The following is an 11757-nucleotide window of genomic DNA, read 5'->3' as shown; positions in this document are numbered from 1 at the left end:
AATTTACTGATTATCAGTAAGATGAACAACTTTTTTCTTTTAAATCATAATGCACAACGGGTATTTATAATATTTATCCTATTTACTTTAATACAATCTTTTGGACAATCTGAAAGAGAAAAGGAACTTGCGGAAATTGAAAAACAAAGAACGATAAATGAATCTAAATTTTATTATCCGAAAGCTTATGATGACTGGTGGAGAATGTATCAACCCAAACTAACTGGAGCCGAGGGATGGATTACGGAAGATTGTGAAAAAACAAAGTATAGAAATAAAAAGGTTGTTGTTACAAGAACTATGCTGAAACATAAAAGTTGGGGTTTCTATAAAGGTAATTTGACTTTGAAATTAATTGACAATAGCGAAACAGTTACAGTTGATTTTAAATGTTTTAAACCAGATTTTTCAGTCGGAAACTGGTTAAGTAAAGAATATTAAACAACGAAATGGCAACACCGTGTATAGCTCATTGCGGCTGAATTCCTAATCGGAATTCATTGCAATTTGCTATCTTTCGGTTACGGCGGAAAATCATAGCTGATTTTCCGCAACGAGCCATACACAAACACGTTAAACGAACCACTTGAAAATCCTCTCCACCAACATAGCAAACCCCACCTCCATTACTTGGAATGACAAACAAGTGTTCACTTTGTATAATTGTTATTCATTACACTTGGTGTTTAGCGTAACGCTATTTTAGGACGAGACACACTATAAATCTTGGACCACTTTGTGAGTGCAGGGTAGTTTTTTTGGTTTTTATAAACTTGGCCTTACCATGTAAAATGCCGAACTTTCTTTAAGGTCGGACATAAACCATTAAAATGGCGCAAATCCCTGAAAACATTGTTTGCCATTAAATCGTCAATCCAAGAACACCACTAACCAATCGCTCATTGAAAACTATTTACTATATTTGAGCAAGCGTTCAATCATTAATAGGTATGAGTCCGAAATCAAAAAAACAATTTGAAGAAATACGAGAGTCAAGCAAAGAAAACATTCTTAATGTTGCACTTAAGCTATTCTCCTCTAAAGGGTACTTCAATACCTCTACCAGACAAATAGCAGAACGAGCCAAAATTTCTAACGGACTGCTTTACAATTATTTCAAATCAAAAGAAGAGTTACTGACCGAAATCATTCACAGGTCTTTTAAAATTTTAGACAATACTATTGTTTCGGATAAAGAGCAGAGTGCTGAAATCCAAATCATCAGCACGATTGAACGTTTTTTTGAGTTAATTGACAAGAAACAGAATGTTATTCGAATGATGGCCCAAATGGGGCTTCAAACAGGGAAATTTGATTTCATTAATAAAATGATTTCAAAAAAATACATTGGAGAAGTAAATAAGTTAAAGACCGCGCTTAAAAAAATAGATTCAAATTTTGATGAAGCCGAAGCCAATCTATTGATGGCCACCCTTGACGGAATAATGTTCCAAGTACTGGTAATGGGCGATGTTATACCCACGGATTTAATGAAATCTGCCCTGACAATGAAGTATAGCAAAACTAAACATATATGATATGATATTGGCAATAACAGCACTTTTATTGGCATTAGCCATCGCTTTCGGTCGGCAAACGGCAGTATTCGGAAAATTAAAACTTGCTCTTTGGTTTTTCTCTTATTTTGAACAAAAACGATTATTATTTACCATCGTTTCCTTAGGGTTATTAGCTTTGGCAGTTTACAACCACAGTTTTAGCATAACACTGATTTGGTTTGGTACAATCACCGTACTATTATTACTTTTTTCATTTTTTTTCGATATGAAATTCTTTTTTCCTGAAATTAAAAAAGTAGAAAAAGGCATACCGAACAACATTCCTGAGAGCACAAAAATAATAGGGATTAGTATTGATCACTTGGCAGTAGCCTATCCATTAGAAAAAGTGGTTATCCCGAGACATATTATCAATGATGTGATTGACGACAAACACGTACTCATATCGTATTGCGCAATCTGTAGAAGTGCACTTGCATTTGATTCACAAGTGAATAACCAAAACTTGTATTTTAAAGTGGCAGGGGTTTGGAGAAGGAATATGATTATTTATGATACAAAGACACATAGTTTATGGCAACAGGCTACAGGAGAGTGTATTTATGGCAAGATGAAAGGAAGTCAATTAACCTTGGTGTCAGGAGAAAATACAACCCTTGGTGAATGGAAAAAAAAGTATCCCAAAACCTATTTTGCTACTAAATGTATTGAAGCAAGAAAGGGCTATGTTTCTCGAGAATTCATGTTAAAAGCAATCAATTTTATCACTCCTAAAGTATTGGTTCCAGGTTTTACCGACTTATCGGGTTTACCCGTAAGAGAAACTGTATTCGGGATAGATTATAATGGTATTTCTAAAGCATATCCTAAATCTGAAATTGAAGATTTAAGTGAATTTAAGGACGATTACGGCACCAAGAAAATCAAATTAGAGTACAATAAAACAAGTGACTACCTGACTGCTTCTGACATTAATGGGAATAAAGAAATAATTGTAGAAAAGCATTGGTGGTTAGGATGGAAAGAATTTCACCCGGATACAGAAATATGGAAAAAAGCACCTAAAAAAATATAAATTTTATTGTTGCTTCATTTTGCCTTCGGAAAAATACACAAGCTCGGAGTTGTTAATATTTTGCTTACTTTTAGTATGGAAAATTGCAACAAACTTAATGCAGAGTCGTTAAACGAAGTAGTTGAAAATCCTATCCACCAATATAGCAAACCCCATCACCATCATCTGGAATGGTAAGGAAGTTACAACAGGCATCTACAAAAAGCCTGTAAGCCACCCCATTTTTTTAGGCCACCAAGGCGTGCAAAATGATGAAGTTTCAGATAAAAGAGTACACGGTGGAGAGTTTAAGGCCTGTTACTTATTTTCGGCAGACCATTACAACTATTGGAAAAAGCTGTACCCAAATTTAGATTGGGAATGGGGTATGTTTGGGGAAAACCTGACGGTTTCAGGTTTGAATGAAAAAGACATCCATATTGGGAATATTTATAAAATTGGCGAAGCTCTAGTCCAAGTGACCCAACCCCGAGAGCCTTGTTTTAAATTTGGGGTAAAATTCGGCAGCCAAAACGCCCTGCAACAGTTTATTGACTTTGGCTATTCAGGCACTTATGTCCGCATTTTAGAAGAAGGCTTTGTGAAAGCAGGCGATAAAATTGAATTAATAGAAAAAGCAAAGAACAGCCTCAGCATATGGCAACTATTCAATCAACTTTTCGCCAAAGAGAAAAATTCCGAGTTGATAAAACTCATTGTCGAAAATGACGCTCTTCCAAAACGCAAAAGGCTGGTTCTATCACGCTTTCTAAAGTAATAGCGTTAAGTAGCCCTTTCAAACCTACCACTTCAAATCAATGGTGTCTTTTCTTAAGCATTTTTTTTCACAAAGTCCACAAAGTTCTGTTAATACTACCATCAAACTCACGAGTAGTTAATACCGGATATTGCTTAAAAAACTGGCACTAAATGAGGTGGTAAAAACATTTTTGAGATTCAATGAATAGGTGACAAAAATCATAAAAATAAAGCACGATATTTTGGTCATTTGTACTAGCAAAAAACTGTATAAATAATCTTAAAATATTTACAAAAATGTTACAAAACAGAAGAATATATTTACCACCGCTAAGCCTAATAGGCCCTGGAGCTTTAGAAGATTTAGGAGAAGAGTTAAAAACACTCCCGTATAAAAAAGCACTTTTTGTTACAGATAAAGTTTTGGTACAAATTGGAGTGGCCCAAACTGTATTGGATGTGGTAAAATCATCTAATATCGAAACGGTACTATTTGACGATGTGCACCCAAACCCAACTGTAAAAAATGTAAATGACGGCCTGAAGTTATTAAAAGAAAATGACTGCGATTTTATACTGACTCTTGGCGGTGGGTCCCCACAGGATTGTGGTAAAGCAATCGGTATCCTTGCCACCAATGGAGGAAATATTGAAGACTATGAGGGCATTCACTTATCAGAACATGCTTCCTTGCCCATTATAGCTATAAATACTACAGCAGGTACCGCAAGCGAGGTAACGATAAATTATGTTATAACCGATGAAAAGCGCCATATCAAAATGGTAATGGTAGATAAAAACTGTTTAGTTTCAATTGCCGTAAACGATCCTAAGCTAATGCTGGGCAAGCCAGCAGATTTGACAGCCGCCACAGGAATGGACGCCCTTACGCATGCTATAGAAACATACGTTACCAAAGGTGCCTTTGGATGGTCCGACGCCTTGGCTTTGGAAGCCATTAAATTAATTTCACAAAGTCTTGAAAAAGCGGTGGTTGACGGCAAAGACCTTGAAGCGAGGAGCAAAATGGCTTGGGGTCAATTTATAGCCGGACAAGCATTTTCAAACGCAGGTCTGGGATTTGTGCATTCCATGGCCCACCAATTAGGAGGTATGTATGACTTGCCACATGGCGTAGCTAATGCCATTTTACTGCCTCATGTTGAGCAATTTAACATTCCGGCCTGCGCGCATAAACTAAAAAAAGTTGCAAGGGCTATGGGCGTTGGCGTATTAGAAATGAGCGATACACAGGGCGCAAACGCCGCAATCGAGGCCATAAAAGCACTTTCTAAATCTGTGGGCATACCCGCTGGCCTAAAAGAAATTGGGGTTAAAGAGGAAGATTTTGAAGAAATGGCTACAAATGCATTGGCAGATGTGTGTACCGGTGGTAACCCAAGAGAGGTAACCCTAGAGGACACCATCGCCATATACAAGGCGGCCATGTAGTTTTGTAAAGAAGTGTATTCAACTTTCTAAAAAACATTAATTCCCTAGAATGCCAAGTATTGAATTTGCTTCAGTATTTGGCATTTTCTCTTCAATTAAAACAGTAGATTAGGAATTAGTATATTACGCCATCGTATTTGTAGATAAATTGGTTTAAATATGACTGAGCAGGTGCAACACATTATAGAGGCTTTAGGTTTGAATCCGCATCCCGAAGGTGGTCATTTTAAGGAAACCTATCGCAGTGAGGGTATAATTTATAATGAAAATTTAGGTAATTCTTTTACCGGTGACAGAAATTATTGTACGGCTATTTATTTTTTGTTGACTTCGGATGCTTTTTCGGCTTTCCATAGGATTAAGCAAGATGAAATGTGGCATTTTTACAAAGGAAGTCCGCTGTTACTTCACATGATTTCAGAAGAAGGTGTGTATTCAAAAGTTGAAATTGGCAATAATTTGGAAAAAGGTGAAGTCCCGCAATTTGTAGTGCCCGCCAAATATTATTTTGCAGTTGAAGTTATTGAAGCCGACAGTTATGCACTAGCAGGTTGCACGGTTTCCCCAGGATTTGATTTTCATGATTTTGATATGCCTTCACAAAATGTATTGATCGAACGGTTCCCAGAACATATGGAAGTCATAGCCAAGCTTACCCGAACCTAAGCTATAATTTTATTCAACTTTTTTATCGTAATAATACTTTAAAAAAGACATTTGAAAGCTTAGCATTATCCCGAAAAAAACCAATGCATAAATAACTATTTTGGACAGATTGACCTCAAAAAAGCTTTTAAATAACCTCTCATCTGAAAAATCACCAATATTAAATTTATTCAAAAAAACGGTGCCCTCCTCGGGATTACCGAACATAAAAATCAGTATGACACATATGGCTATGGTAATTAATATGCCCACCCAAGTTTTCCAGGGGATTAATGGTTTATAAGTTGTAGCCTTGGTTACTGATAGTTCGTCAACCTGAAGCATTACATTATCCACAAAGTTTAAAGATGGAGATTCCAATGCACCTTCCTTAATAATCCGCTTTGCTAGCTTATCTAAATGTTTATTCTCCTGCGCTTTCATAACTTTCCAATATTTCTGGATCCAATTTCTTTCTTAAAATATGAGCCAACTTTTTTCGGCTTCTAAATAGTTTCACTTTGATATGATTTGCCTTTAGGCCCAAAACTTTGGATATCTCGTCTAAAGATAATTCTTCAAAATAATATAGGGTCAATAAAAATGCATCTTCATTCGGCAATAATCCGATACAATCCTGAATGGACTTATTACGTTCCTGCTGTTCCAGATCGTCTAATGCATTGTCGATTGTTTTCACCTCATGAGCCGTAAATTCGTTTATAGGTATGTTATTTAAATACTTCCTATTCTTCTTTAAATTATCCAAACAAGAGTTGTAGCACACTTTGTATATCCATGTTGAAAATTTCGAATTTCCCTTGAATTTATTTATCGATTTATATGCTTTTACAAACGTATCTTGGGCAACTTCCTCTGCTTCCTCCCTATTTTTAAGCATCCGAAGGCACAAAGTAAACACCAAATCTTTATAACGTTCCACCAGTATTGCAAATGCATTGGTATCGCCTGCAATGGTCAAATCTATATAATGTTGGTCGTTGATGGTCATTTTTACGTAAGACGACAATTTATAAAGAAAGGTTACATCCAGAAAAAAATAAAAAAAGTTGTAACCAAAACTTAAATGGTCTCGTCATAAGCACAAACAATAAGTTAATCAATTAAAACGAAATAATTATGGAAATCTTAATCCCACTTAGTTTATTCGCCGCCATGTTCGGAGTAGTCTATCTATTTCTGTCAACCAGAAATAAAGAGCGCTTAGCCCTTATCGAAAAAGGGGCGGATGCGAGTATTTTTATGAAAGGCATAAGTAACAGAACACCCATGTGGAAGGTTATTTTACTAAATCTTTCGGTTTTATTAATGGGAATTGGACTTGGTGTTTTTATCGCCTCAATCCTTGATGAATATACCAATTTAGGCGAAGCTGTTTACCCAGGCTCCATCTTCCTGACGGCCGGAATAGCACTATTCATTGGGTTTAAAATGAGTAAGGATTTAGATAAATCGTAAGCTTCGATCTTCATCAATCAAAAAAATAAAACCTGTTCGAAGACAATGAGCAGGTTTTTTTATTCCACGGGAAAATCAAAATAAGTATTGGGAAAAGGCTCAAAGCGCAGGGTAAAGTGCCACCATTCTTTTGAGTAATTCCTAAAGCCATATTTTATCATAACCGTTTGAAGTAATTGTCGGTTTTTTTTCTGTTCCTCAGAAATATTTTCATAACTCACCCAAGACCGTTCTCCGAAAAAATCAAAAATACTACCCATGTCCAGTTCGGTTTTTGTTGTACAGTCAACGATTGTTAAATCCACCGTACTGCCTTTGGAGTGGCCCGAATGAGAGGATATATAACCAGCCTTGAATAGATTTCTTTTTTTAACTTCTGGATAAAATCTTGTTTTGTTAATTGTGTCTTTCAAATCCCTGGCCCATCGTATAAAATGGTTTACGGCACGCTGGGGGCGATAACCGTCGAATACCTTTATGCATAGGTTTTTCTGTTTCAACTCTGCCTGTACTTTTTTTAGAGCATCAACGGTTGCTTTGGTCAAAATCAAACAGTTATTATGATAACCATCAACAGGTTCACCAACAAAATTATTTGCACTATAATACTTTAATTCCACTAAAACATCTGGAATTTCATCATTTACATAAACAAAGCCATCGGGTAACTGCGCATGAATCAAACTGCAGAGAAAGAATGGTAAAATAGATAAAAATGCCTTCATAAAGTTGAAAGCTAATTTAAAAAAAAAAAGAGCTGCTAAAGTTTAGTCCACAAAAAAACCGAGTTCCCTCAAACTCGGTCTTTTCTTAATTTGCTTTTATATTATGTGCTAGATTTGGGGTCTCCACATCAACAACATAACGCAAATATTAATTAATTAATCCATTGAACTAAAAAGTGTGTTATTTAGTACGAGTCAAATATAAAAACGTATTTGATTTATAACGATAAAAAACATAAAAAATCGATGAAATACATATTTCTTTAACACACTTCGTCGAATACGATTATTTTATCGATGAAATACATGTTTTCTTTAATCATGAGATATAAAAAAAGCACCCGAGATGGGTGCTTTTTTTCTAACTAACCAACCAAAATATGAAATTACATTTCTTAAGTTTAAAGTAACCACTCCTTAAACTATATCATTAGAAGTGTAATCGTTTAACAAGTTACAAGCATCGTGCCAAACTCAAAATACTACTTTTCAAATTTTATTTATCTTAGGTTTTTTTAAATATAAAAAATAATGGAAGCACCAATATTTATAGAAGATACCATCGCCTTTGGGCTAGTAATGTTGACATTAGGTTTTGTATTCTTTACTTCGTCCAGCTCGCACCCCTTTTGGAAAAAGTTTTATAAATACATACCTGCTTTACTGATGGCTTATATGCTACCCGGGGCATTAACTACTTTTGGGGTCATTGCCCCAGAGTGGACAACTACTGATGCTTCAGGTAAAGTTATCGAACATCATTCCCAAATTTACTACATCGCCAGTAGGTTTTTGTTGCCCGCTGCCCTGGTATTGATGACCTTGAGTATTGATTTAAAGGCGATATTTAATCTTGGGCCAAAAGCACTGATCATGTTTTTAACAGGGACAGCCGGCGTTATTATTGGAGGTCCCTTGGCCATTCTATTGATTTCGGTGGTATCTCCTGAAACGGTTGGAGGTGCTGGCCCCGATGCAGTATGGCGGGGACTAGCCACATTAGCTGGAAGTTGGATTGGTGGCGGCGCAAATCAGGCCGCCATGCTGGAAATTTATGGGTACAATACAGGTAATTACGCAGGCATGGTAATTGTGGATATTGTGGTGGCTAATATTTGGATGGCTATCCTGTTATTGGGTATTGGTAAATCTGATAAAATAGATAACTGGCTAAAGGCAGATAATAGCGCTATAGAAACCTTAAAAGAACGGGTTTCTACGTATGCCGCTAAAATTTCAAAGAATCCCACGCTCAGTGACTTTATGGTAATTTTGGGCATTGCCTTTACCGTAGTTGGCTTATCACATTTTGGGGCTAATAATATTTCCGATTTCTTGACCACTAATTTTGAAGCTGTGAGGGATAAATCATCGGCACTATCTTCTTTTGGAAGTCAATTCTTTTGGATGATTACCTTGGCTACCGCTATTGGCATTTTCCTGTCTTTCACCAAATTCAAAACTTATGAGGGCGCTGGCGCGAGTAAAATTGGAAGCGTGTTTATTTACATTCTTGTTGCAAGTATCGGGATGAAAATGGATTTGACCAGAATTGCAGATAACCCCGGATTAATTTTTGTTGGATTGGTTTGGATGGCCATTCACGTAGCACTATTAGTTTTTGTGGCTAAAGTCCTTAAGGCGCCCTATTTCTTTTTGGCCATAGGCAGTAAAGCCAATATTGGCGGAGCCGCTTCTGCCCCAGTTGTTGCGGCTGCATTCCACCCGTCACTGGCTACAGTTGGTGTGCTTTTAGCAGTATTCGGTTACGTGGTGGGTACTTACGGTGCCATGCTATGTGCCGAACTTATGAAAATTGCCTCTGGCGGTTAGCATTTCACTAATATTTATATGATATTTGCCCGCGTTAATTTTGAATTCTGATGAAGAAATTTCTAGTCTTAATTTTGTGTGTTTTGGGCTTTTCCTGCTCAAAATCAAATTCTCATTTAATTGTAAAGGCCAATATTGATGGGTTAAAAAAAGGCACCGTTTACTTAAAACGAATCATTGACACAGCATTGGTCACCGTGGATTCCGTTCCGGTGAATGGCAACTCCAAATTTGACCTTTACAGTGATTTGGAGGAGCCGGATTTATTCTATATCTATTTGGATAAAAATTCAAAAGAAGAGGATCGCATTGAGTTTTTCGCTGACAAGGGTACTGTGGAAATTAGCACTACTTTAAAAAACTTTGTGGGCGATGCCGAAATCAAAGGTTCAGAACATCAAAAAATTTATGAAGACTACAAAAAATTGATGTCCAGATTAAACAATCGCAACCTAGACTTGATAAAGGAGAGCCTTGAAGCACAAAAAGAGGGAGATATCTTAAAAGCGGATTCAATTGCCAAACTGCGTCAAAACATAATAAAAAGTGGATATCTTCAAACTGTAAACTTTGCTTTAAACCATAAGGATAGTGAAGTGGCTCCCTTCCTGGCACTTTCTGAAATTTACAATGCTAAAGTAAAGTGGTTGGATACCATCAATAATTCACTAACTCCTGAAATCAAAGCTTCTAAATATGGCAAAAGACTTCAGGATTTTATTACTGAAATAAAAGCAAAAGAATAAAAAAACACCTCAAAACAGATGTTTTGAGGTGTATATAATAAAAGGTGTTTATCTTTTAAAGCTTATTAACTTTATCAATAAGCGCCTTGCCTTTTTCTTCAAGTTCCTTATTTATTGCTTTAAAGTGTGCTCCTTTGTCCTCAATCTTTCTGTCATTTACCTTAGCAATTAATTCGTCAAAAACTTCGATAGCCTCATCGATTATAGCTTCACTCTTTTTGGTGTCCTTATCTGTATTTTGGTATTCCCAAACGTATACCGCTTCGATGATATCGCCTAATACAAAATTGATATCTTTCTTTAAATCTCTTACACTTGCCATTTCTTTTTTATTTAGGTTTCTAACAAATTTATATAATATATCTACATGAATATTCGTATAACTTCATGATTAATAAACGAGTTATGAACATTTGTTAAGAAAGAAAATAGATAATTTTCAAGGAAAGTGGTCATTAAAAATGTAACAATATAAACTAAGCCCTAAAGCAACTTATTCCCCAAAATAGGTAACGAAATTCCTCGGTGTTTCGTAAAGTGTAATTTCGAGCTCTAGTTTGCTATCCAACTTAGGCTTGATCTTGTTATAAATCACCACTGCGATGTTTTCAGCTGTCGGATTCAAATCCTTGAATTCTGGAACTTCCAAATTTAAATTTTTATGATCAAAAGCCACCTCCACCTCTGCTTTAATGATGTCTTTTAACACTTTCATATCTATCACATAACCAGTGTCCGGATCAATTTTTCCAGTCACACTTACAATCAGTTCATAATTATGCCCATGAAAGTTGGGATTATTACACTTCCCAAAAACGGCATCGTTCTTTTCAAAATCCCAATCCTTGCGATACAAGCGATGCGCTGCATTAAAATGGGCCTTTCTGCTCACTTTTACTTTCATTTGGCTCCGATATTAATATGTTCGTAGAATTTTTCAAAAATCACCTTAAACCATGCTGTATAATTTTCTGGGTTAAGGGCTATATCAACTTTTACATCATCTATCGACATCCATTTCCAGTCGGCCACTTCGTCTTTATTCATTATTGGTTTCCCATTGTATTTTCCCAATAAAACATGGTCGTATTCATGCTCTGTCAACCCATTGTCAAAAGGGGCCTTATATATGAATGAAATGGATTCTTCCAAATCCGTTACAAAACCCATCTCCTCCTGCAATCTACGTTTTCCAGCCTCGATATTGCTTTCCCCGTCTCGTTGATGGCTACAGCAGGTGTTGGTCCACAACCCTGGAGAATGGTATTTGTCCAAAGCCCTTTGTTGCAACATCAATTCATTAGCATCATTAAATATAAATACTGAAAAAGCACGGTGCAGCACCGCTTTTTCATGCGCTTCCATTTTGGGCATCAGGCCAATTTGCTCATCTTGCTCATTGACCAGAATTACTTGTTCTTCTTTCATAGTTTAGCAAAAATACGAACAAAATATTACTTGCTTTCTCCAGTTTTAAGAAGAACTGAGGTAAAAAACAAATCATTTCTTCGTTAATTTGAGATATTATTATCCTGGGCCCTTAG

Annotated in this window: 15 protein-coding genes; 9 read left to right on the top strand and 6 right to left on the bottom strand. The window is 36.2% G+C overall.

Annotation, left to right across the window (positions count from 1 at the left end; genetic code table 11):
- From ACFSR8_RS12965 to ACFSR8_RS12940, 6 genes are all read left to right on the top strand, one after another.
- On the top strand, positions 1 to 441 hold a 441-nt coding region (locus ACFSR8_RS12965), incomplete at its 5' end, for a hypothetical protein (protein ID WP_380292679.1).
- Between the two features lie 509 nt (positions 442 to 950).
- Positions 951 to 1538, top strand: coding sequence for a TetR/AcrR family transcriptional regulator (locus ACFSR8_RS12960; protein ID WP_380292677.1), 588 nt, complete (start codon positions 951 to 953; stop codon positions 1536 to 1538).
- A 1-nt stretch (position 1539) separates the two neighbouring features.
- Positions 1540 to 2595 carry a DUF3179 domain-containing (seleno)protein gene (locus tag ACFSR8_RS12955; RefSeq protein WP_380292675.1) on the top strand — a complete coding sequence of 352 codons (1056 nt, stop codon included), beginning with the start codon at positions 1540 to 1542 and terminating at the stop codon, positions 2593 to 2595.
- Positions 2596 to 2716: 121 nt separating this feature from the next.
- Positions 2717 to 3352 (top strand): MOSC domain-containing protein, encoded by a 636-nt coding sequence (locus ACFSR8_RS12950; protein WP_380292673.1) that lies wholly within the window; start codon positions 2717 to 2719, stop codon positions 3350 to 3352.
- A 278-nt stretch (positions 3353 to 3630) separates the two neighbouring features.
- Positions 3631 to 4785: an iron-containing alcohol dehydrogenase gene (locus ACFSR8_RS12945; protein WP_380292671.1), complete on the top strand. Its 1155-nt coding sequence runs from the start codon at positions 3631 to 3633 to the stop codon at positions 4783 to 4785.
- Positions 4786 to 4944: 159 nt separating this feature from the next.
- Positions 4945 to 5451, top strand: a complete 507-nt coding sequence (locus ACFSR8_RS12940; protein ID WP_380292669.1) for a cupin domain-containing protein — start codon at positions 4945 to 4947, stop codon at positions 5449 to 5451.
- Between the two features lie 9 nt (positions 5452 to 5460).
- Here ACFSR8_RS12940 and ACFSR8_RS12935 read toward each other — a convergent pair whose 3' ends face one another.
- Positions 5461 to 5874, bottom strand: coding sequence for a hypothetical protein (locus ACFSR8_RS12935; RefSeq protein ID WP_380292667.1), 414 nt, complete (start codon positions 5872 to 5874; stop codon positions 5461 to 5463).
- Positions 5855 to 6442 carry an RNA polymerase sigma factor gene (locus ACFSR8_RS12930; protein WP_380292665.1) on the bottom strand — a complete coding sequence of 196 codons (588 nt, stop codon included), beginning with the start codon at positions 6440 to 6442 and terminating at the stop codon, positions 5855 to 5857. The genes ACFSR8_RS12935 and ACFSR8_RS12930 overlap by 20 nt, the downstream gene beginning before the upstream one ends.
- Positions 6443 to 6570: 128 nt before the next feature.
- Between ACFSR8_RS12930 and ACFSR8_RS12925 the strand changes: the two genes are divergently transcribed.
- Complete coding sequence (locus tag ACFSR8_RS12925) at positions 6571 to 6909, top strand: DUF6249 domain-containing protein (protein WP_380292663.1); 339 nt, start codon at positions 6571 to 6573, stop codon at positions 6907 to 6909.
- 59 nt (positions 6910 to 6968) lie between these two features.
- On the opposite strand, the gene ACFSR8_RS12920 is transcribed toward ACFSR8_RS12925, so the two are convergent.
- Positions 6969 to 7634: a M15 family metallopeptidase gene (locus tag ACFSR8_RS12920; protein WP_380292661.1), complete on the bottom strand. Its 666-nt coding sequence runs from the start codon at positions 7632 to 7634 to the stop codon at positions 6969 to 6971.
- A gap of 528 nt (positions 7635 to 8162) precedes the next feature.
- Here ACFSR8_RS12920 and ACFSR8_RS12915 point away from each other — a divergent pair.
- Positions 8163 to 9467 carry a DUF819 family protein gene (locus tag ACFSR8_RS12915; RefSeq protein ID WP_380292681.1) on the top strand — a complete coding sequence of 435 codons (1305 nt, stop codon included), beginning with the start codon at positions 8163 to 8165 and terminating at the stop codon, positions 9465 to 9467.
- 50 nt (positions 9468 to 9517) lie between these two features.
- Positions 9518 to 10213 carry a DUF4369 domain-containing protein gene (locus ACFSR8_RS12910; protein WP_380292659.1) on the top strand — a complete coding sequence of 232 codons (696 nt, stop codon included), beginning with the start codon at positions 9518 to 9520 and terminating at the stop codon, positions 10211 to 10213.
- A gap of 55 nt (positions 10214 to 10268) precedes the next feature.
- Here the strand turns inward: ACFSR8_RS12910 and ACFSR8_RS12905 are convergent, their stop codons facing one another.
- The 3 genes from ACFSR8_RS12905 to idi all read right to left on the bottom strand — a co-directional run bounded on the left by ACFSR8_RS12905 (position 10269) and on the right by idi (position 11641).
- Positions 10269 to 10535 (bottom strand): hypothetical protein, encoded by a 267-nt coding sequence (locus ACFSR8_RS12905; protein WP_380292657.1) that lies wholly within the window; start codon positions 10533 to 10535, stop codon positions 10269 to 10271.
- 171 nt (positions 10536 to 10706) lie between these two features.
- Positions 10707 to 11117 (bottom strand): 6-pyruvoyl trahydropterin synthase family protein, encoded by a 411-nt coding sequence (locus tag ACFSR8_RS12900; RefSeq protein ID WP_380292655.1) that lies wholly within the window; start codon positions 11115 to 11117, stop codon positions 10707 to 10709.
- Positions 11114 to 11641, bottom strand: coding sequence for an isopentenyl-diphosphate Delta-isomerase (gene idi / locus ACFSR8_RS12895; RefSeq protein WP_380292653.1), 528 nt, complete (start codon positions 11639 to 11641; stop codon positions 11114 to 11116). Before idi ends, ACFSR8_RS12900 begins: the two co-directional genes overlap by 4 nt.
- Between the last annotated feature and the right edge of the window lie 116 nt (positions 11642 to 11757).

This window comes from Hyunsoonleella rubra, assembly GCF_042684665.1.
Lineage (GTDB): Bacteria > Bacteroidota > Bacteroidia > Flavobacteriales > Flavobacteriaceae > Jejuia > Jejuia rubra.
The sequence above is the reverse complement of the archived record's forward strand: the minus strand, read 5'-3'. Positions and strand labels throughout refer to the sequence as shown.

Coding starts and splice junctions, on each gene's coding strand:
- ACFSR8_RS12910 (WP_380292659.1), top strand. CDS start 9,518: ATGAAGAAATTTCTAGTCTTAATTTTGTGTGTTTTGGGCTTTTCCTGC.
- ACFSR8_RS12945 (WP_380292671.1), top strand. CDS start 3,631: ATGTTACAAAACAGAAGAATATATTTACCACCGCTAAGCCTAATAGGC.
- ACFSR8_RS12925 (WP_380292663.1), top strand. CDS start 6,571: ATGGAAATCTTAATCCCACTTAGTTTATTCGCCGCCATGTTCGGAGTA.
- ACFSR8_RS12940 (WP_380292669.1), top strand. CDS start 4,945: ATGACTGAGCAGGTGCAACACATTATAGAGGCTTTAGGTTTGAATCCG.
- ACFSR8_RS12935 (WP_380292667.1), bottom strand. CDS start 5,874: ATGAAAGCGCAGGAGAATAAACATTTAGATAAGCTAGCAAAGCGGATT.
- ACFSR8_RS12920 (WP_380292661.1), bottom strand. CDS start 7,634: ATGAAGGCATTTTTATCTATTTTACCATTCTTTCTCTGCAGTTTGATT.
- ACFSR8_RS12930 (WP_380292665.1), bottom strand. CDS start 6,442: ATGACCATCAACGACCAACATTATATAGATTTGACCATTGCAGGCGAT.
- idi (WP_380292653.1), bottom strand. CDS start 11,641: ATGAAAGAAGAACAAGTAATTCTGGTCAATGAGCAAGATGAGCAAATT.
- ACFSR8_RS12905 (WP_380292657.1), bottom strand. CDS start 10,535: ATGGCAAGTGTAAGAGATTTAAAGAAAGATATCAATTTTGTATTAGGC.
- ACFSR8_RS12955 (WP_380292675.1), top strand. CDS start 1,540: ATGATATTGGCAATAACAGCACTTTTATTGGCATTAGCCATCGCTTTC.
- ACFSR8_RS12960 (WP_380292677.1), top strand. CDS start 951: ATGAGTCCGAAATCAAAAAAACAATTTGAAGAAATACGAGAGTCAAGC.
- ACFSR8_RS12900 (WP_380292655.1), bottom strand. CDS start 11,117: ATGAAAGTAAAAGTGAGCAGAAAGGCCCATTTTAATGCAGCGCATCGC.